General features: G+C 67.6%; 20 protein-coding genes. 16 read left to right on the forward strand and 4 right to left on the reverse strand.

Annotated elements, in window-relative coordinates; all coding sequences use genetic code 11:
* Positions 1-9: 9 nt before the first annotated feature.
* Both E5P2_RS08145 and E5P2_RS08150 read right to left on the reverse strand, forming a co-directional pair.
* Complete coding sequence (locus tag E5P2_RS08145; RefSeq protein WP_162566619.1) at positions 10-996, reverse strand: TRAP transporter substrate-binding protein; 987 nt, start codon at positions 994-996, stop codon at positions 10-12.
* Positions 997-1,055: 59 nt separating this feature from the next.
* Entirely contained in the window at positions 1,056-1,892 is an 837-nt protein-coding gene (locus tag E5P2_RS08150) for an NAD-dependent epimerase/dehydratase family protein (protein ID WP_162566620.1), read from the reverse strand.
* Positions 1,893-1,951: 59 nt separating this feature from the next.
* Here E5P2_RS08150 and E5P2_RS08155 point away from each other — a divergent pair, with 59 nt between their 5' ends.
* From E5P2_RS08155 to E5P2_RS08170, 4 genes are all read left to right on the forward strand, one after another.
* Complete coding sequence (locus E5P2_RS08155) at positions 1,952-2,797, forward strand: FadR/GntR family transcriptional regulator (RefSeq protein ID WP_162566621.1); 846 nt, start codon at positions 1,952-1,954, stop codon at positions 2,795-2,797.
* Between the two features lie 104 nt (positions 2,798-2,901).
* On the forward strand, positions 2,902-3,876 hold the full coding sequence (locus E5P2_RS08160) for a Bug family tripartite tricarboxylate transporter substrate binding protein (protein WP_162566622.1): 975 nt from the start codon (positions 2,902-2,904) through the stop codon (positions 3,874-3,876).
* A gap of 122 nt (positions 3,877-3,998) precedes the next feature.
* A complete protein-coding gene (kdgD, locus tag E5P2_RS08165) occupies positions 3,999-4,910 on the forward strand; it encodes a 5-dehydro-4-deoxyglucarate dehydratase (RefSeq protein ID WP_162566623.1) in 912 nt (303 codons plus the stop codon).
* Positions 4,911-4,980: 70 nt separating this feature from the next.
* Positions 4,981-6,417: an aldehyde dehydrogenase family protein gene (locus E5P2_RS08170; protein WP_162566624.1), complete on the forward strand. Its 1,437-nt coding sequence runs from the start codon at positions 4,981-4,983 to the stop codon at positions 6,415-6,417.
* On the opposite strand, the gene E5P2_RS08175 is transcribed toward E5P2_RS08170, so the two are convergent.
* Positions 6,414-7,946 (reverse strand): ABC transporter permease/substrate-binding protein, encoded by a 1,533-nt coding sequence (locus E5P2_RS08175; protein ID WP_162566625.1) that lies wholly within the window; start codon positions 7,944-7,946, stop codon positions 6,414-6,416. The genes E5P2_RS08170 and E5P2_RS08175 overlap by 4 nt on opposite strands.
* A 108-nt stretch (positions 7,947-8,054) precedes the next feature.
* Between E5P2_RS08175 and E5P2_RS08180 the strand changes: the two genes are divergently transcribed.
* Entirely contained in the window at positions 8,055-8,864 is an 810-nt protein-coding gene (locus E5P2_RS08180) for an alpha/beta fold hydrolase (RefSeq protein WP_162566626.1), read from the forward strand.
* An 8-nt stretch (positions 8,865-8,872) separates the two neighbouring features.
* The gene (locus E5P2_RS08185) at positions 8,873-9,931 is read left to right on the forward strand and encodes an ROK family protein (protein ID WP_162566627.1); all 1,059 of its coding nucleotides are present in this window, start codon (positions 8,873-8,875) and stop codon (positions 9,929-9,931) included.
* Position 9,932: 1 nt separating this feature from the next.
* Here E5P2_RS08185 and E5P2_RS08190 read toward each other — a convergent pair whose 3' ends face one another.
* Positions 9,933-11,180 carry a hypothetical protein gene (locus tag E5P2_RS08190; RefSeq protein ID WP_162566628.1) on the reverse strand — a complete coding sequence of 416 codons (1,248 nt, stop codon included), beginning with the start codon at positions 11,178-11,180 and terminating at the stop codon, positions 9,933-9,935.
* 88 nt (positions 11,181-11,268) lie between these two features.
* Here E5P2_RS08190 and E5P2_RS08195 point away from each other — a divergent pair, with 88 nt between their 5' ends.
* Genes E5P2_RS08195 through E5P2_RS08240 form a run of 10 tightly spaced genes read left to right on the forward strand, consistent with a single transcriptional unit; the run spans position 11,269 to position 19,880 of the window.
* Positions 11,269-12,105: a GntR family transcriptional regulator gene (locus E5P2_RS08195; RefSeq protein WP_162566629.1), complete on the forward strand. Its 837-nt coding sequence runs from the start codon at positions 11,269-11,271 to the stop codon at positions 12,103-12,105.
* Positions 12,106-12,162: 57 nt separating this feature from the next.
* On the forward strand, positions 12,163-13,329 hold the full coding sequence (locus E5P2_RS08200) for an ABC transporter substrate-binding protein (protein ID WP_162566630.1): 1,167 nt from the start codon (positions 12,163-12,165) through the stop codon (positions 13,327-13,329).
* An 8-nt stretch (positions 13,330-13,337) separates the two neighbouring features.
* Positions 13,338-14,276, forward strand: a complete 939-nt coding sequence (locus E5P2_RS08205) for a ferritin-like domain-containing protein (RefSeq protein ID WP_162566631.1) — start codon at positions 13,338-13,340, stop codon at positions 14,274-14,276.
* A gap of 2 nt (positions 14,277-14,278) precedes the next feature.
* Positions 14,279-15,196 (forward strand): hypothetical protein, encoded by a 918-nt coding sequence (locus tag E5P2_RS08210; protein WP_162566632.1) that lies wholly within the window; start codon positions 14,279-14,281, stop codon positions 15,194-15,196.
* Positions 15,197-15,202: 6 nt separating this feature from the next.
* Positions 15,203-16,075: a branched-chain amino acid ABC transporter permease gene (locus E5P2_RS08215; RefSeq protein WP_162566633.1), complete on the forward strand. Its 873-nt coding sequence runs from the start codon at positions 15,203-15,205 to the stop codon at positions 16,073-16,075.
* Positions 16,072-17,124: a branched-chain amino acid ABC transporter permease gene (locus tag E5P2_RS08220; protein ID WP_232080622.1), complete on the forward strand. Its 1,053-nt coding sequence runs from the start codon at positions 16,072-16,074 to the stop codon at positions 17,122-17,124. The genes E5P2_RS08215 and E5P2_RS08220 overlap by 4 nt, the downstream gene beginning before the upstream one ends.
* Positions 17,105-17,875: an ABC transporter ATP-binding protein gene (locus tag E5P2_RS08225; protein WP_162566635.1), complete on the forward strand. Its 771-nt coding sequence runs from the start codon at positions 17,105-17,107 to the stop codon at positions 17,873-17,875. Before E5P2_RS08220 ends, E5P2_RS08225 begins: the two co-directional genes overlap by 20 nt.
* Positions 17,868-18,581, forward strand: a complete 714-nt coding sequence (locus E5P2_RS08230; protein ID WP_162566636.1) for an ABC transporter ATP-binding protein — start codon at positions 17,868-17,870, stop codon at positions 18,579-18,581. Before E5P2_RS08225 ends, E5P2_RS08230 begins: the two co-directional genes overlap by 8 nt.
* The gene (locus tag E5P2_RS08235; RefSeq protein WP_162566637.1) at positions 18,571-19,479 is read left to right on the forward strand and encodes an alpha/beta hydrolase; all 909 of its coding nucleotides are present in this window, start codon (positions 18,571-18,573) and stop codon (positions 19,477-19,479) included. Before E5P2_RS08230 ends, E5P2_RS08235 begins: the two co-directional genes overlap by 11 nt.
* Before the next feature lie 11 nt (positions 19,480-19,490).
* A complete protein-coding gene (locus E5P2_RS08240) occupies positions 19,491-19,880 on the forward strand; it encodes a RidA family protein (RefSeq protein ID WP_162566638.1) in 390 nt (129 codons plus the stop codon).
* The last annotated feature ends 7 nt before the right edge of the window (positions 19,881-19,887 follow it).

A 19,887-nucleotide genomic window follows, 5' to 3' on the forward strand; every position in this document is an offset into this window, starting at 1 on the left:
GCGAAGCCGTCACTTGGTGTTGACGATGTCCTGCACCAGCGCCTTCAGTTCGGGCGTGGTGGCGAACTTGTCCCACACCGGCTTCTCGACCTCGACAAAGCCCTTGCGGTCGATGTCGGCGGCGGCGACGATCTTCGCGCCGCCCTTGACGACGGCCGCCTTGGCGTCGGTCTCGCGCTGCTCCCACAGCTTCACGTAGTAGGGCACCGATTCCTTGGCGGCCTTGCGGATCGCGGCCTGTTCTTCCTTCGGCAGCGTGTCCCAGATCTTCTTCGAGAAGACCAGCACCTCGGGCGTCATCACGTGCATCGTCTCGGAGTACACCGGCGCTGCCTCGTAGTGCTTGGTCTCTTCATAGGAGGGATAGTTGTTCTCGGCGGCGTCCAGCAAGCCAGTCTTCAGGCCGGTGTAAACCTCGGCGAATGGCATGGGCGCCGGCGACGCGCCCATTGCGCTCACCAGGCTCACCATCAGGTCGGAGGGCTGCACGCGCAGCTTCAGGCCCTTCATGTCGGCCACCGTCTTGATCGGCTTCCTGGCGTACACCGAGCGCGCGCCGCTTTCGTACATGCACAGGCCGATGAAGCCGGCCTTCTCGAACGAGGCCAGGATCTTGTCGCCGATCGGGCCGTACATGGTCTTGCGGAAATGGTCGATGTCGCGGAACAGGAAGGGCAGCGACGGGATCACCGAGTCGGGCACGATGCCGTGGAAGGATGCGGAGCTCACACGCACCATGTCGAGCGCGCCGATCTTGACCTGCTCGACCGTGTCCTTCTCGGAGCCCAGCGAGCTGTCGGCGAAGATCTTGATCTTGTCCTTGCCGCCGGTCGCGGCCGACAGCTGATCGCTCATGTACTTGACCGCCATGTTGGTCGGGAAGTCCTTGGCGTGGACTTCCGCGGAACGGAAGTCGCGCGCCTGCGCATGCACGGCGGCAAGCGACAGGACGGCGGTGGCGATCAGGCTGAGCAGGTTTTGGTTGGATGTCTTCATGTCTCTTCCTCTGTTTGAATCGATGGTCTGGAAAAAAGCGGGATGACGGGAACTGGGACTTACTCGAACGGGCCTTGCGCGGTGAAGGCGCCGCCCTGGTAGATGGCGTTGGGATCGCTGGTCGCGACCGGCGGCTGCGCCTCGACCTTGGCGCGGAACGGCTCCGAACTGTCCTGGGCGACGAAGCCCAGATGCGTGGCGGCACTGTTGTCCCACCACACATCGCGGTTGGCCGACATGCCGTAGACCACCGTGTGCTTCACGCCGGGCGTGAAGAGCGACTTCTCGATCAGCGTCGTGAGGTCGCGAAAGCTGAGCCAGGTGCTCATCATCCGGCGGTTGAGCGGCTCGGGGAAGGACGAGCCGATGCGGATGCTCACCGTCTCGATGCCCCAGCGATCGAAGTAGAACTGCGCCACGTCCTCGCCGAAGGACTTCGACAGGCCGTAGTAGCCGTCGGGGCGTTTCTGCGCGTGCGCGTCGATGTGCTCGTCCTGCCTGTAGAAGCCGATCACGTGGTTCGAGCTCGCGAAGATCACGCGCTTGATGCCGTGCCGGCGCGCGGCTTCATAGATGTGGAACACGCCCTTGATGTTGGCCTCGAGCACTTCCTCGAACGGCCGCTCGACCGAGACGCCGCCGAGGTGCACGATCGCATCGCAGCCCGCGACCAGCGCATCGACGGCGACCTTGTCGGCCAGGTCGCAGGTCACCACTTCCTCGTGCGCGCCTTGCGCGGGCGCGAGCGCCGCGAGGTCGGACAGCCGCAGCACGTGCGCAAAGGGGCGCAGGCTGTCGCGCAGCACCTTGCCCAGGCCGCCGGCCGCGCCGGTCAGCAAGAGACGCGGGAATCTGCGGTCGCCGGAAGACTTCGAGGGATCGACGGAGGTCGGCATGGTGGGAAAGAGGTTAGTTATATGTTGTCGTACAACGGGTTGCGAATTATGATCGGGGCATGGCGCTGACGGCTGCGGGTAATCCCCAGGTTCAAGAGCCGCCGGCGACAGCTGCCGGCGAGGCCGGCGCAGCCGTGCCCGGGTCCGCCTTCGTCGGGCGGCCGCGCCAGCGGGCGCGCGGGCTGGCGCATGGGCTGGTCGAGGATCTGAGCGTCAAGATCCGCGATGGCGCGCTGCGTGCCGGCGACAAGCTGCCGACCGAGTCCGAGATCATGCGGGCCTTCGGTGTCAGCCGCACCGTGGTGCGCGAGGCGCTGTCCAAGCTGCAGGCTTCGGGGCTGGTCGAGACCCATCATGGCGTCGGCACCTTCGTGCTCCAGCCGCGCGCGGGCGGTGTGTTCCGGCTCGATCCGGGCGACATCGCCACCTCGGTCGACGTGCTCGCGGTGCTCGAGCTGCGCATCAGCCTCGAGACCGAATCCGCCGGCCTGGCCGCGACACGGCGCACCGAAGAGCAATTGCTGGCGATGCGCGAGGCGCTCGACGATTTCGAGCGCAACGTGGCGGTGGCGGGCAACACCGTGGCGCCCGATTTCCGCTTTCATCTGCAGATCGCGCAGGCCACGGGCAATCCGTATTTCGCGGACATCATGAGCCACCTGGGCACGACGATCATCCCGCGCACGCGCATCAACGCGATCCGCAACCACGACCGGCGCGGCGAATACCTGAGCCGCGTGAACCGCGAGCACGAGGAGATCTACGCGGCCATCGCGCGTGGCGATGCCGAGTCGGCGCGCGCGGCGATGCGCATCCATCTCACCAACAGCCGCGAGCGTTTGCGGATCGCGCAGGAGGCCGCAAAGAGCGTGGCCGGGGCTGCGCCTGGCTCGCCATCGACCTGAAAAACGTGTCATTCATTGGACAAAACGCAAACTCAGTTGTACGATGACTGATGACATGACGCCGCAGCGTTCATTCATTTCACACGCATCAGGAGACACAAGACATGCCCTTGAATCGACGTGAGCTCGTGCTCGGCGCCGTGGGCGGCAGCCTGCTGGCCGCCGGCGTGGCACGGGCGGCCGATGCCTGGCCTTCGAAGCCGATCCGCATCGTCGTGCCGTACCCGCCCGGTGGTTCGTCCGACATCATCGCGCGCTCGGTCAGTCAGCCGCTGGCAGAGGCGCTCAGGCAGAACGTGATCGTCGAGAACCGCGCCGGCGCCAACGGCAATCTCGGCGCCGATCTGGTGGCCAAGGCGCCGGGCGACGGCTACACCCTGCTGCTGTGCGACGTGGGCGCGCTCGCGATCAGTCCCTCGGTCTACACCAGGCTGTCCTTCGACCCGTCCAAGGATCTGCGCGGCGTGACCATGCTGGCCTATTCGCCGCACCTGCTGGTGGTGCATCCGTCGGTGCCGGCCAGCAACCTCAGGGAACTGGTCGCACTGTCGAAGAAGTCGGACCTGAACTTCGCCGTCACCGCCACCGGCAGCGCGCCCCACCTCGCGGGCGTCGCACTCGAACGCGCGAGCGGCGCGCACTGGCAGTACGTGCCCTACAAGGGCGGCATCCAGGCGGTGCAGGACACCGTCGGCGGCCAGACCCAGATCCTCATGAACGGCATGCTGGCCACGTTGCCGATGGTGCAGAGCGGCAAGCTCAAGGTGCTCGGCGTGTCCAAGGCGACGCGCATGCCGCTGATCGGTAATGTGCCGACCATCGCCGAACAGGGCGTGCCCGGCTTCGAGTCGGGCACCTGGCAAGGCGTGCTGGTTCCGCGCGGCACGCCCGACGCGGTGGTGCAGCGGCTCAGCAAGGAGCTGGTCACGATCATCCGCTCGGCCGACATTCGCTCGCGCCTGGCCGGGCAGGGCGCCGAAGTGGTGACCATGGCGCCGGCCGAGCAGGAGCAGTTCTTCGAGAAGGAACGCGCGCGCTGGGCCAAGGTCGTCGCGGCCGCGCAGATCAAGCTCGATTAGATGTCGGCCCCCGGCTTGCCACGTCGTGTGCTTCGCCATCCCCCGAGGGGGAGGCGCGGCCCGCGTTGGGGCGGCCCGGCGGCGGCTGCCGTTGACCTTTTTTCAACTGGACGTTTTTTCGCATGAACCCCCAAGAACTCAAATCCATCATGGGCTCCGGCCTGCTGTCCTTTCCGCTCACCGACTTCGATGCGGACGGCAACTTCCACAAGAAGGGCTACATCGAACGCCTCGAATGGCTGGCGCCGTACGGTGCCAGCGCGCTGTTCGCGGCGGGCGGCACGGGCGAGTTCTTCTCGCTGACCGGCGACGAGTACCCCGAGATCATCCAGACGGCCGTCGACACCTGCCGCGGCAAGGTGCCGATCATTGCCGGCGCGGGTGGGCCGACGCGCTTTGCGATCCAGTGCGCGCAGGCCGCGGAGAAGGCGGGCGCGCATGGCGTCCTGTTGTTGCCGCACTATCTGACCGAGGCGGGGCAGGAAGGCCTGGCCGCGCACGTGGAAGCGGTGTGCAAGAGCGTGAAGTTCGGCGTCATCGTCTACAACCGCGGCCAGAGCCGGCTCTATCCGGACGCGCTCGAGAAGCTGGCTGCGCGCTGTCCGAACCTCGTGGGCTTCAAGGACGGCATCGGCGACATCGAGCTCATGAGCGCCATCCACCTGCGCATGGGCGACCGCTTCGCCTATCTGGGCGGGCTGCCGACGGCCGAGGTCTATGCCGCGGCCTACAAGGCGCTCGGCACGCCGGTGTATTCGTCGGCCGTGTTCAACTTCATTCCGAAGACCGCGATGGACTTCTACAAGGCCGTGGCAACGGACGACATCGCGACGCAGCATCGGCTGCTCAAGGACTTCTTCATGCCCTACCTCGAGATCCGCAACCAGGGGCAAGGCTATGCGGTGAGCATCGTCAAGGCCGGCGCGAAGATCGTGGGGCACGACGCGGGCCCGGTGCGCACGCCGCTGACCGATCTCAAGCGCAGCGAGTACGACGCACTGGCCGCCCTGATCGGCAAGCTCGGTCCGCAGTAGGGGCGGCCACACGAGGCGGACAATCGACGCCTCGCCCACGCTTTTTCAGACCGACTTCAAGGACCTTGTCATGCAGAACTTCGACAACCTCATCAACGGCGAATGGCACGCCGGCGCCAGCTACAGCGCCAACACCAACCCGAGCAACCTGGGCGACGTGCTGGGCCACTACACGCAGGGCGACGCCACGCACGTCGAAGCCGCCGTGGCGGCTGCGACGGCCGCCTTCCCCGCCTGGTCCACCGGCGGCATCCAGGCCCGCTCGGACGCCCTGGACAAGATCGGCAACGAAATCCTCGCCCGCCGCGAAGAACTCGGCACCCTGCTCGCGCGCGAAGAAGGCAAGACCCGCGCCGAAGGCATCGGCGAAGCCGCCCGCGCCGGCCAGATCTTCAAGTTCTTCGCCGGCGAATGCCTGCGCCTGTCCGGTGAAGTCATCCCCTCCGTGCGCCCCGGCATCGGCATCGAGATCACCCGCGAGCCCCTCGGCGTCGTCGGCCTCATCACCCCGTGGAACTTCCCCATCGCCATCCCCGCCTGGAAGATCGCCCCGGCCCTGGCCTTCGGCAACTGCATCGTCATGAAGCCCGCCGACCTCGTGCCCGGCTGCGCCTGGGCGCTGGCCGAGATCATCAGCCGCTCGGGCATCGCCCCCGGCGTCTTCAACCTCGTCATGGGCCGCGGCAGCCTCATCGGCGATGCGCTGGTCAACCACCCCGGCATCCACGCCATCAGCTTCACCGGCTCCGTGGGCGTCGGCCGCCACATCGCCATCCAGTGCGCCACGAAGCACAAGAAAGTCCAGCTGGAGATGGGCGGCAAGAACCCGCAGGTCGTGCTCGACGACGCCGACCTGAACCAGGCCGTCGAGCTCAGCGTGCAGAGCGCCTTCTACTCCACCGGCCAGCGCTGCACCGCAGCCAGCCGGCTGATCGTGACCGAAGGCATCTACCCGAAGTTCATCGACGCCATGAAGGCCCGCATGGCGAAGATCCAGGTCGGCGATGCCTTGGCACAGGGCACCGACATCGGCCCGGTCTCCAGCGGCAGCCAGCTGCAGCAGGATCTTGAATACATCGAGATCGGCAGAAAGGAAGGCGCCACGCTGGCCGCGGGCGGCGAGCGCCTGAAGCTCGACACCGAGGGCTTCTACATGTCGCCCGCGCTCTTCAGCGAATCGGTGGCCGGCATGCGCATCAACAAGGAGGAGATCTTCGGTCCGGTGGCCAGCGTGATCCGGGTGAAGAACTACGAGGAGGCGCTGGCGACGGCGAACGACACCGAGTTCGGCCTCTCGGCGGGCATCGCGACGACGAGCCTGAAGTACGCGACGCACTTCAAGCGCCACAGCCAGGCGGGGATGGTGATGGTGAACCTGCCCACGGCAGGGGTGGACTACCACGTGCCCTTCGGCGGGCGCAAGGGCTCGAGCTACGGGCCGCGCGAGCAGGGGCGCTATGCGCAGGAGTTCTTCACGGTGGTCAAGACGGCCTACACGCTGGCCTAGCTTCCGGCCTGACGGCGGCTGCGCCGCAGCGCGTAGTCGATCAACTCGAACACCGCCTCGCTCAGCAGCGCCAGCACCGCGGCCGGCACGGCACCTGCCATCAGCAGTTGCCGATCATTGAGCGCGAGGCCGGTCACGATCCGCTCGCCGAAGCCGCCGGCGCCGATGAAGGCTGCGATGGTCGCGGTGCCGATGGCGATCGTGGTCGCAGTCCTCACGCCGGCCAGCAGCGTGGGCAGGGCCAGCGGCAGCATCACCGTGCGCAGGCTCTGCGCGCCCGTCATGCCCAGCGCGGTGCCGGCCTGGCGCAGGCCGCCCGGCACTTCGGCCAGCCCGGTCACGGTGTTGCGCATGATCGGCAGCAGCGAATAGAGCGTCAGCGCGATGAGCGCAGGCAGTGTCCCGATCGCACCCAGCAGCGAGATCAGCACTGCGAGCAGGGCCAGCGAGGGAATGGTCTGCAAGAGCCCGGTCAGCCCGAGCACCACCGCACGCAGGCGCAGGTTCGGGAACACGAGAATCCCGAGCGGCACCGCGATCAGGATCGCCAGCCCCACCGAGACGGCGACCAGCAGCAGATGCTCGCGCGCCAGCCGGCCGAGGTCCGGCCCGAACAGCTTGGCGACGAAGCCTCGCTCTGCGCTGGCTGCCGGCGCGGCGCCGCCCTTGGCCTGGACGAGGAAGTCGCGCGCGATCACGTCGAAGGCCGCGCCCTGCAATTCGGCGCGCGCGTTCATCGCGATCATCGCGCGCTCGTCGATGCGGCCTTCGAGCTTCGTCAGCGCGGCCCAGGCTTGCGGAAAGCGCTTCGGCACGTCGAGGCGGTACAGCACGACCGCGTCGTAGCGCGGAAAGTAGTGGCGGTCGTCCTCGAGCACGCGCAGGCCGAGATGGTCGATCTTCGCGTCGGTGGTGTAGATGTCGATCACGTCGATCTGCTTGGCAGCGATCGCGTCGTAGGCGAGGCCGTGGTCCAGGCCGGTGGGCGTCTGCTTGAAGCCGTAGCGGCTCGCGAGTCCCTGCCAGCCGTCGGCGCGGCCGATGAATTCGTTCGACAGGCCGAGCTTGAGTTCGGGATGGGCGGCCAGGTCGCTCAGCGTCTTCACGCCGAGACGGTCCGCATCGGCCGCGCGCATGGCGAGCGCATAGCCGTCGTTGAAGCCGAGCGGAATCGCGACGCCCAGTCCGAGCGGCGCCAGTGCCGCGTTCATGGCCTCGCGCGTCATCGACTGCGGGCCCTTCAGGATCTCCTGCGCGATGGTGCCGGTGTACTCGGCGTAGAGGTCGATGCCGCCGGAGCGCAGGGCCTCGTAGACGATGGCCGTGTTGCCCAGCCCCTGCTTCACCACGGGCGGGGAGGGCAGCTGCGGCGCCGCCGTCTGTGCCAGCACTTCGGCGAGGATGTACGACTCGGTGAAGCGCTTGGACCCGATGCGCAGGCTCTCGCCTTGCGCGAGCGCGGGCGCCGCCGCGCAGAGCAGACCCAGGCAGAAAGCGGCGCGGAGCCACGCGCGGTACAAGGAAGGCATCGCGGCAGTGTATCGGCGCCGCGGTTCGCGGCGAATACGCCGGTCTCCTACAGCCGATCGTGCGCACAGCCGATGCGGCTGCGGGCCGGCTGAACTCAAAGTGAACGCGTGCTGATCAACTATGTCCGCCGCGGAGAAGGTAAGACCTTGCTGCTGATCCACGGATTGGGCAGCAGCTGGCGTTCGTGGCAGACGATCATGGCGCCGCTGGCGGCCGAGCGCAGCGTGGTGGCGATCGACCTGCCGGGCTTCGGCAAGAGCCCGCCGCTCGAAGGCGAGGTGTCGATCCGCGCACTCGCCGATGCGGTCACCCGCTTCCTGCACGAACACGAATTGCTCGGCACCGACGTCGTCGGCAGTTCGATGGGCGCGCGCCTGGTGCTCGAGCTCGCGCGCCGCGGCAACGTGGTCGGCGCGGTGGTGTCGCTCGATCCCGGCGGCTTCTGGGCCGGCTGGGAGCGCCATGCCTTTCACGCCTCGATCTGGCTGTCGGTGCGCCTGGCGCGCAGGCTGCAGTTCGCGATGCCGGCGATCACGCAAAGTCCTCGCTGGCGCGCGCTGCTGCTCACGCAACTCTCGGCGCAGGCGGCGGCGCTGGCGCCTTCGCTGGTGCTGGAGGAGATGCGCAGCTATGCAACGGCGCCGTCCTTCGACCGGATGCTGCGGGATCTGGTTCGCGGTGCGGCGCAGGAAGGTGCGGCCAGCGGGAGCCTGGGCAAGCCGCTGGTGATCGGCTGGGGCCGTCTCGATCGGGTCTGTCCGGTGCGGCAGGCGGCGCGTGCCCGGCTGCTGTTCCCCGATGCGCGCCTGCACTGGTTCGAACGCAGCGGGCACTTCCCGCACTGGGATGCGCCGGAGGAGACGGCGCGCCTGATCCTCGAGACGACGGCCGATGGATCGACATCCATCTCCTCATGAAAGACGTCATGTCAACCGACACGCCCGCGCATCCGCTTCCCGACGTCCACGGTGCGAGGGAGCTGCCTTCGGTGGTGGTCGAGGGCTACAGCCTTCAGTTGCGCGACAAGGATGGCTTCGTCGGCGACCAGGCCAGCCAGACCGCGTTCAGGCAGTTGCTGGAACGCTGGCGGCAACGGCGCCGCAGAAAGGGCGAGGATCCGCTGGGCGGCAAGCATTCGAGAGAGCTGACCAAGAAAGTGCTGGACCAGGCGGTGGCCAGCAGGATGGCTTCCGAGGCGGCCGACCTGGTGCACGGCGCGATCGAGGAATTCGCCGAGGAACTGGCCTGGGTGATCGACCGCTTCCTGCGCCAGCCGTCGTGGAAGGGTGTCGAGCGGATCGTGATCGGCGGCGGCTTTCCGGGCAGCGATGTCGGCGAACGGGTGATCCTGCAGGCGGCGGCCGTGCTCGAGGAGATGAACGTGCATGTTCAGCTCGGGCGCATCGGCCACGAGACCGACGATGGCGGCCTGATCGGCTGGGTGCATCTCACGCCCCCGCCGATGCTCCGGCACCACGATGCCATCCTCGCGCTCGACATCGGCGGCACCAACGTGCGTTGCGGCATCGTCAAGACGCGCATCCGGCGGGCGCCGGACCTGTCGAAGGCCAAGGTGGTGCGGCGCGAGAAGTGGCGCCATGCGGACGAGCGCCCGAGCCGCAAGGTGCTGGTCGAGCGGCTGGCCGAGATGCTCGAGGACAAGATCCGCTACAGCCGGAAGAAGCGCCTGGGGCTCGCGCCCTTCATCGGCATCGCCTGCCCGGGACTGATCCGCAAGGACGGCTCGATCGCGCGCGGCGCGCAGAACCTGCCGGGCGACTGGGAGAGCGACAACTTCCACCTGCCGACCGAGCTGTGCAAGCGGCTGCCCTCGATCGGCGGCGAGGCGACCGTGGCGCTGATGCACAACGACGCCGTCGTGCAAGGCCTCAGCGAGCTGCCCTTCATGCAGGACGTGAAGCGCTGGGCCGTGCTGACCATCGGCACCGGACTCGGCAACGCGAGCTATACCAATCGGCGGTGATTCAGTCGCGCGCCGCGCCGCCCGCATGGGCCGCTTCCGCGGCATCCAGCCATCGGCCGACGAAGCCGGCATCGCGTGCGTCGTAGGCCTGTTGCAGGTCGCTGCCGGCAATGAAGGTCAGCGACGGATGCGCGAGGCGCAAGCGCTCGATCTCCTCGCCCGTTTGCGCGATGCCGCGGCGGTTGCCCGCGACGTACAGGGCGATCGGAACGACCGCCACCTTGAGTTCGCGCGACCACGCCTGCGCGCGGCGTCGAACATGGGCTGCGAGGCCTTCGCCGAGTGCGCGCAGCGCATCGTCGACCGCCACCAGCACGCCCGTTCTTCCATCGAGTTCGAACAGGACCGTGTCCGTCCCCGCGCCGCCCTTCTGCGCATAGGCGCCCAGCGCGTGCAGCACCAGGGCCGCGGCATCGAGCGCGCCGACGGCATCGCCATCATGCAATTGCCGCAGGAAGGCCATGTCCGAAAGCTGCCGCGCCAGCTTGTCATGTTCGGCGTCGAGTGCCCGCCGTTGTGCGGCAAGCTCTGCCAGGCGCCGGCGCAACGCCGACTCGCCGGGCATGTCGAACGAGGTCTTCCACGCAGGCGATGACGACGGCGCCGAGCCTTCGAAACGAAGGCGCAAGGCCATGTCGGCGATCGCGCGCACGATGCCGTCGACGGCGCTGGCCGGCACGGACGGCGCGAGTGCGGGAAGGACGATGACGCGGCCAGGGTGGCGGTACTGGTACAGCGCGCAGACGCGCTCGGTTCCCGCGACGGTTGCGATGGGCTGCGCATTCGCGGCGTCGAACTCGGCGGTGGCCGCGAAGCGCTCGCCGACGGCATCGAAGAAGCTGCGAAAGGGCTCGCCGACCGTGCATGCGACGGCGGCCGGCGCGCGTTCGGTTCGGCGCAGGCCGGCATGGTCCGGCAGCGCCTCGATGAAGTCGTAGCCCACCACGTCCTGCACCGTGTGGATACCCAGCGTGCCAGGACCGGGCGCCAGCATCACGAGCGTGCCGCCGCGGCCGATGAAGGCCCGAAACTCGTCGCGCCAGAAACGCGAATCCTTGACGAGCCGCTGCGAGTCGGCGACGCCCAGCACGGGACGCCCCAGGTGCGTGCCCTCCACCCCATACACGCCGGCGATCGCGGCCGGCTGCCACACCAGCACGTCGACCGAATCCAGCGGACCCGGCTGCGGGAAGCTCAAGTGGAGGGCGTGGTCCAGCGAGGCCGGGAGGTCGAGAAGTGCGAGCTGCATGCGGCTTCAAAACGTCGTTGACAGTCAGTATAGCCCTTCATATCATCATGTCCGTACTTGCTGACAACACGAAGCAAAGAACGGATCCATGCCCGAACTCTCCCCGACGGCCCGCGGCGATCGCAACGAAGGCAGTGCCCTGGCGCTGGACCTCGATCGCGCGTCGCCGCTGCCGCTGTATGCGCAGGTCAAGCGCCGCTTGCAGGCCATCATCCGCAGCGGCGTGCTGGGCGATGGCCGCTTCTATTCCGATCAGGAGGTCTGCGCCATGTTCGGCGTCAGCCGCTTCACGGTGCGCCAGGCAATCCAGGAACTGGTGGCGCAGGGCCTGCTGCGGCGGGTGCAGGGGCACGGTACCTTCGTCAACACCGAAAAGTTCGACGAGATCTTCGGTCCCCAGATGGACTTCAAGGACCAGTGGGAGCGCATCGGCCGGCCGTTGACCTTCAGGCTCCACAGGTTCGCCGCGCTGCCCTGTCCCGAAGACATGGCCTTCCACCTGGGCGTGGGCATCGAGCAGACGGTGCTGCACATCGAGCGCGTGCGCCAGAGCGGCGACACGATCGCTTCCTACGATTTCCGCTACATCCATCCCGACTTCGCCGCCTCCATCACGCAGGCGGATGCGCTGCAGCACTCGCTGCTCGATCTGCTGTCGCGCTGCGTGAGCCTGTCCCATGCGCAGAACCGCATGGAGGCCTCGCTGGCGGACGCCGAGGTCGCGCAGCTGCTCGACGTGGCGCCCGATTCGCCGGTGATGGTTCGCGAGCTCGTCTACTTCGGCAAGGATGGCCTGCCGGTGATGGCGGGGCGCTCCTATTCGCCCGGAAGCCTCGTTCGGCACACCTTCACGGTGGCCCTGTCCTCGCCCGAGTCGGCGGCAGGCGCCACCGGTGACACGATGGCCTTCGAGGTCAACGACTGAGCGCTGCGCGCACGCGAATCCTGGTCCCTGTTCATCAACCCTTCCCATCCTATCGCCATGATCCACTCGCTTCTTCGCCATTCGCTCAAGCTGGTTCTCGCATGCGCCGTCGCCGGACCGCTGGTCCCCGCGATGGCACAGGACACCTACAAGATCGGCTCCGTGCTTTCCATGACCGGGCCCGCGGCCTTCCTCGGCGAGGACATGAAGGCCGGCATGGAACTGGCGCTGGACGAGATCAACGCCAAGGGCGGCGTCAACGGCAAGAAGCTCGAATGGTTCTTCTACGACGCCGAGAGCCAGACCCAGAAAGGCCTGACCGCGACGCGGCGCCTGCTCACGCAGGACAAGGTCGAGATGATCGTCGGCGGCGGCAACATGAGCGGCATGGCGATCGCGATGCTGCAGCAGACCGAGAAAGCGGCCGTGCCCTTCATCTCGACCGAAGGCAGCATGCAGATCGTCACGCCCGTGGCGGAGCGCGCATGGACCTTCAAGTCCACGGTCGACGACGATCAGGTGATGGAGCGGCTGGCCGACTACTTCAACAAGAAGTCGATCAAGAAGATCGGCATGCTGGCGGACTCGTCGGGCTTCGGCCAGAGCGCGGTCGAGCAGCTCAAGAAGACCGCCGCGGCGCGCGGGCTCGATGTCGCCTATGAATCCTTCAACCCGACCGACACCGACATGACGCCGCAACTGAGCGCGCTCAAGGCGGCCGGCGTGCAGGCGATCCTGTGCTGGACCGTCACGCCCGCCGGCGTCGTCGCCATGAAGCAGGCCAAGACGCTCGGCCTCGGCGACATTCCCTTCGTTCACAGCTACGGCTTCGTCGACAAGCGCTACATGGACCTGGCCGGCGACGCGGCCAAGGGCGTGCTGCTGGTGAGCGTGAAGTTCCCGGTCGGCGAGGACCTGCCCGACAGCGATCCGGCCAAGCCGCGCATCCTGGCGCTCAACAAGAATTTCGAGGCGCGCTTCAAGCGCCGGCCCAACCAGTTCGCGGCACAGACCTACGACGCCATCTACCTGGCGAAGATGGCGCTCGAAAAGGGCGGCACCGACAAGGAGAAGGTGCGCGATGCGCTGGGCGCCATCCGCAACTACAACGGCGTCGGCGGCACCTTCAACTTTTCGCCCACGCAGCACTCGGGCCTGTCGAAGGCCGACCTCGTGCTGCTGAAGTACGAAGGCGGACGCTTCCGCCTGGCCGATTACCAGTAGGAGATGCCATGGCACCCGCTGCAACGATGACGTCGCGCACGATCCTGGATGCGCCCGAGAACCGCTTCCCGCTGAACCTCGACATCGAGATTCCGCGCATCCGCAATCTCTTCCATGCGGCCACCAGCAACCAGTGGAATCCGAGCCTGGACATCGACTGGCCCGCGCTGGACATCAGCCCCTACAGCGAGAAGCAGCTCTATGCCGCGCGCATGTACTGGAGCCGCCGTGCCTGGGGCGAGTACGGCGCGATCTCCGAATCGCCCGCGCTCCAGATCCGTTTCTGCAAGGAGAACTGCGCGCCCGACATGCGCCTGTTCTTCGCCATCCGCACGCAGGAAGAGTCGCGCCATGCCGAGGTGTGCTTTCGCATGGCCGAGCTGCTGGGCGGCTACATCGAGCAGCCCGATCTCTCCGAGTTCCAGGGCGCGGTCGCCACGCACGGCGTGCGCAAGATGGCGCTCGATCCGGACGTGCCGCTCGAAGGCGTGATCGCGGCGCTGGTCTGCGCGGCCGAAGAGATCGCCTTCGACGTGTTCCGCCACCTGATCGACATCACACCCAACCCGGTCGCCGCGCAGGTCTTGAAAAGCATCATGCGCGACGAGGTCCGGCATTGCGCCTTCGGCTGGGCCTTCATGAACAGCCGCATTCCCCATCTGTCGAAGACGCAGCTCGGCGCGGTGGAAGATGCCGTCATCACCATGATCGAGAAGGTGGAGCTCAACGGTTATCACAGCGCCTGGCTGTCGCCGGAAGGGCCAGCGGCCCGGGCCGAAATCGAAGTCGACCGGCTGACCTGGGAAGCCGGACTGGGCGCCACGGTGGAGGAGTTGGAGAAGCCTGTCTTCATCGCCTCCGTGCAGCGCGTTCGCCGGCAGATGCAGGAGTCCTGGGGCATCAGCCTGCCGATGTTCCGCCACCACAAGATCGACGGCGAGTTCTGACGATGACACTCACTTCTTCTTCGACTGCCTTGCTGGTGGAGCGGCGGTTCCCGCTCGCACTCAAGCGTTCGATCGGCTCGATCCGCGAGCTCTACGAGACCAGCAAGCAAAGCCGCTGGGTGCCTGCCAAGGACATCGCGTGGGAGCGCTTCGACGCCGCCACGTCGTCTGCGGCTGCGCTCGAGGCCGCACGCACGGTCTGGAGCCGGCGCGCCTGGGTCGAATACACCGGCCTCGCCGAGACGCCAGCGCTGCTGATCCGCTTCTGCCTGGAGCTCGACCGCGAGTCGGATCCGAAGTATTTCCTCACGGTACGCAACACCGACGAGGCCTGGCACGTCGAGAGCTTCCATCGCTATGCCCAACTCCTGGGCGGCTACCTTGCGCGACCACGCGACGCGCGTTGGGAGTCCGTGCTGAATCGGACGCTCTACCGCGACGCGCTGGACGCCACGCAATCGCTCGATGCCTATGTCGCCGTGCATTGCGCGGTCGAGGACGGCCTCGAACTCGCGCTGTACCGCCTCTATGCGGCCAATGCCCGCGAACCCGTGGCGGCACAGCTGCTGGAAAAGGTCGTCGCCGCCAAGGAACGCCATGCGTCCTTCGGCTGGCTGTATCTCGGGGAGCGCGCGGCGCAGCTGGATGCGGCCGCGAAGCAGGGCATCGCCGCGCAGATCGAGGCCTGGCTGCGCCACGTCGCCTTCGCGGGCTATCACATCCCGAGCCTGGCGACCGAGATCGATTCGGGCCCCGATGCCGCGGCCGCCACGCTGGCCGCCGAGGCCGGCCTGGGCGCGGCCACGCCGCAGCAGGAAGAGCAGGCCTTCAAGGCCTACCTCGGCGATGCGCGCGGGCGCCTCGCAGCGCTCGGCTTCGCATTGCCGGCGCTGCGGCATCCGCGGCTCGGCGAGGTCTGAGCGTTCATGAATGAGTCAGTGCAACTGCTGTTCGCGGGCCTGAGCACCGGGAGCATCTACGCGCTGGTCGCGCTCGGCTTCAACATCATCTTCAAGAGCACCGGCGCGCTCAACTTCGCGCAGGGCGAATGGGTCATGCTGGGCGGCATGGTGGCCGCGACGCTGTATGCGGCCAAGGTGCCGCTGCTGCTGTCGCTGGTGGCCGCGGTGCTGGTCGCGATGGCCTTCGGCGCGCTGTCCGAGCGCCTCGTGGTGCGGCGCCTGAAGCGGCCGTCGGCGATGTCGATCACCATCGTCACCATCGCGCTGGCGATCTGCACCAAGAGCCTGGTCATGCTGGTGCTCGGCAAGAATCCGGCGGGGCTGCCCTCGTTCTCGGGCAGCGAGGCGGTGCATCTGGCCGGCGCAGTGTTCGAATCGCAGACGCTCTGGATCGTCGGCATCGCCGCCGTCGTGATGGGCGGCGCCGGCTACTTCTTCAACCGCACGCTGCTCGGCAAGGCGATGCGCGCGGCGGCGGCGCAGCCCGAAGCCGCGGCGCTGGTCGGCATCAGCCCGCGCATGACGATGGCGCTGTCCTTCACGCTGGCCGCGGGCATCGGCGCATTGGCGGGCGTGATCGTCACGCCGCTGACGCTGACTTCCTTCGACCACGGCACGATCCTCGGCTTCAAGGCCTTCTGCGCGGCGATGCTGGGCGGCCTCGGCAGCCTGCCGGGTGCGGTGGTCGGCGGCCTCGCGCTCGGGCTGGCCGAGAGCTTCGCGGGCGGGATGCTGTCGTCGCATTTCAAGGACGCCGTGTCCTTCATCGTGCTGCTGCTGGTGCTGGTGCGATGGCCCAACGGCCTGCTCGGCCAGGGCCAGATCGAGAAGGTATGACGGTGGCATCCAGCGACAGCGTGCTCGCCCGCAAGCTGGCGAGAAGCCGGCGCGGCCTGATGGTGATCTGGGCGATCGCGATCGTCTGGCCCTTCGTCGCACCCAACGACTACATGCTGAGCCTGGGCATCTATTTCTTCATCAACCTGATCCTGATCGCGAGCCTCAATCTCATCATGGGATGGACCGGCCAGGTCTCGCTCGCGCACGCGGCCTTCTACGGGCTGGGCGCGTATGCGAGTGGGGTGCTCAATACCAAATACGGCATCTCGCCATGGCTCGGGACGGCCGCGGCCATCGTCATCGTGGGCTGCGTCGCGGCGCTGATCGGGCTGGCCACGCTGCGGCTGCGCGGTCCCTATCTCTCGATGGGCACGCTGGGTTTCAGCGGCATCCTCTCGGTGCTGTTCGTCGAGCTGGTCTCGCTGACCGGCGGGCCGAACGGCCTCGCGGGGATCTCGCCCTACGCGCTGTTCGGCTTCGAGCTGGACAGCCCGATGCGCTTCTACTGGCTCGTGTGGGCGGTCGCCGCGGTGGTGATGTGGATGCTGCTCAATCTCTTCGGCAGCGTGCCGGGCCGCGCCTTGCGCGCGATCGCCGGCAGCGAGATCGGTGCCAACACGCTCGGCGTCGACACCTTCCTCTACAAGGTCATTGCCTTCAGCCTGTCGGCGGGTCTGGCCGGACTGGCCGGTGCGATGTATGCCCACTTCAACCTGTTCGCGTCGCCGGAGACCTTCGGCTTCTTCGCCTCGGTGCTGCTGGTCGTGATGGTCGCACTGGGCGGCACCGGCTTGTACTGGGGGCCGTTCTACGGCGCCGCGATCTTCACCGTGGTGCCCGAACTGCTGAGGCAGTTCCAGGATGTCGAGTTGCTCGTGTTCGGCATCTGCATGGTGGTCGTGCTGCTCTATTTCCCGAGCGGGCTTGCGGGCCTGGCAGGGAGCCTCAAGCGCAAGCCGAAAGCGCCCGCGAGCGTGGCGAGGCCGCCCGAGCAGAGCCTGCGCCCTTCATCCGTGGAGGCCGCCGATGGCTCTGCTGGAAGTTAGGGATCTGCGCGTCACCTTCGGCGGCCTGCATGCCGTCGATGGATTGAGCACGTCGGTGCGCGAAGGACAGATCAAGGGGATCATCGGGCCGAACGGCGCGGGCAAGACGACCTTGTTCAATGCCATCGCCGGCATCCAGAAGCTGAGCGCGGGTGCCATCGAACTGGAGGGCGTGCGCATCGAATCGCTGCGGCCGTTCCAGCGCGCGCGGCTCGGCCTGGCGCGCACCTTCCAGAACCTGCAGATCTTTCCCGAGCTGAGCCTGGTCGAGAACGTGATGATCGGCTGCCACCCCGGCGCGCGCACCGGCTTCTGGACCGCGATGCTGGGCACGGCCGGCGCGCGCCGCGAGGAGCGCCGCATCGAGGCCACGGCCTGCGACAAGCTCGCGATGCTCGGCATGGCCGATCGCGCGATGCTGCCGGCCGGCAACCTGAGCTTCGGCGAATCGAAGCTGCTCGAGATCGCGCGCGCGCTGGCGGCCGAGCCGAAGATCCTCATGCTCGACGAGCCGATCGCCGGCGTTCCCGCGTCCGAGCAGGCGCCGATCGCGAAGATGATCCGCCAGGTCAATGCGCAAGGCGTGACCGTGATCCTGGTCGAGCACAACATGCGCATGGTGATGGGCCTGTGCGACGAGATCCTGGTGCTGCAGAGCGGCCGCTTCCTGGCGGAAGGCACGCCGGCCGAGATTGCGAGCCATCGTGAGGTGATCGGCGCCTACCTCGGCGAGGAGACGGCCGATGCTTGAGCTCGACGAACTGCATGTGTCGTACGGGCAGGGCGATGTGCTGCATGGCGTGTCGCTCGATATCGCGCAGGGCGGATTCACCGCGCTGATCGGCGCCAACGGTGCCGGCAAGTCGACGCTGATGCGAACCGTCAGCGGCCTCATGAAGCCGGTGCGCGGCGCGGTGCGCTTCGAGGGCAAGGACATCGCCGGGCTCGGCGCCGAACGCATCGTGCGCCTGGGCATCTCGCTGGTGCCCGAAGGGCGCAAGGTGTTCGCGCCGCTGTCGGTGGCCGAGAACCTCGAGATGGGCGCCTTCCATTTTCTCGTGCGCGGCGACGCGAGCAGGTACCGCCGCCGGCTCGACTTCGTGCTCGCGCTTTTTCCGAAGCTGGGCGAGCGGCTGGCGCAGGCCGCGGGCACGCTGTCGGGCGGTGAGCAGCAGATGGTCGCGATCGGGCGCGCACTGATGTCCGAGCCGCGGCTGCTCTTGCTCGACGAACCGTCGATGGGGCTCGCGCCGCTGGTGGTCAAGCAGATCTTCCAGGCCCTGTCCGAACTCTGCCGCCAGGGCCTGACGATCTTCGTCTGCGAGCAGAACAGCGAGGTGACCTTGCGCCATGCCGGCAACGGGCACGTGCTGGAAAGCGGGCGCATCGTTCTCTCCGGCCCGTCGTCGTCGCTCTTGACCGACGCGCGCGTGAAGGAAGCCTATCTTGGAGTTTGATACCCCGCGCATCATGGAACTGCTCGAGCGCATGGAGCAGAACTACAGCCTGCGCCCCCGGCATCCCGAGAGGGAAGGCATCTATGCGGACTACCGTGCGCGCAGCGAGCGCCTGCGCGCCTCGATGCCCGATCGCAAGGTGTACGCCTATGCCACGCCGGCGCGCTGCGCCATCGACTGGTTTCCGGCGAGCGCGGCGCATGCGGCGCCCGCGGAGGGCGTGCCGCTGTTCGTCTTCATCCACGGCGGCTTCTGGCGCGCGCTGGACCGCGAGATCTTCAGCTTCATGGCCGAGCACTACGTGAAGGCCGGCGTCGCGGTGGCGATGATCGGCTACGAACTCGCGCCCGCAGTGCGCCTCGGGCGCATCGTCGAGCAGGTGGCCGATGCCTTCGTCTGGCTGAACCGCCGTGCGGGCGAACTCGGCTTCGATCCGCGACGGGTCAGCGTCTCGGGCCACTCCGCCGGCGGGCATCTGGCCGCGATGATCAGCGCGACGCCGCCGACCAGCCTCGAAGGCCATCCGCTGGTCGCGACGATTCCGGTCAGCGGCTTGTTCTCGCTGGCGCCGCTGCTGCTCACCAGCATCAACCACGACGTGCGGATGACACCGCACGAAGCCATGCGCCTGAGCCCGAGCGAGATGCAGCGCTTCTACACCGGCGAGTTCATCGTCGCGGTGGGCGAGGCCGAGACCGAGGGCTTCATCGGCCAGAGCCGCGACTTCGCCGCGGCGGCGAAGGCCGCGGGATCGCGCGCGACGCTGGAGATCGTTCCCCGGCGCACGCACTTCGATGTGCTCGAGGATCTTGCCAGCCCCGAACTCGCCCTGTTCCAGCGCGTGCTCGGCGCGGTGAAGGGCGTGCCGCAGCTTTCCGATTCCCACAGCATTCGATGATGAAAGAACCCATGTCCGAATCCCTGAATCCTTCCACCGTGCCTGCGCCTGCCGGCCCCTATTCGCAGGCGATCGTCGTGACCGGCCCCGGCAAGTGGCTGCACGTGTCGGGCCAGATCGGCGTCGGTGCCGACGGAGCGACGGCCGAAGGCATCGCGCAGCAGACCACGCTGGCCTGGCAGAACCTCGTCGCGGTGCTGGCGGCGGCCGGCATGACGGTCGACCATCTGGTGAAGGTCACCACCTTTCTGGTCGATGCGTCGCATCTCTCCGCCGTCGGCCCGGTTCGCACGCGCTTTCTCGGCAGCGCGCGTCCGGCTTCCACGCTGGTCATCGTCAACGAGCTGGCAAAGAAGGAATGGCTGGTCGAGGTCGAGGCAGTGGCTTTCAGCGCGAGCTGAGTGCGCG

This window comes from Variovorax sp. SRS16, from assembly GCF_901827165.1.
Taxonomy (GTDB): Bacteria; Pseudomonadota; Gammaproteobacteria; order Burkholderiales; family Burkholderiaceae_C; genus Variovorax.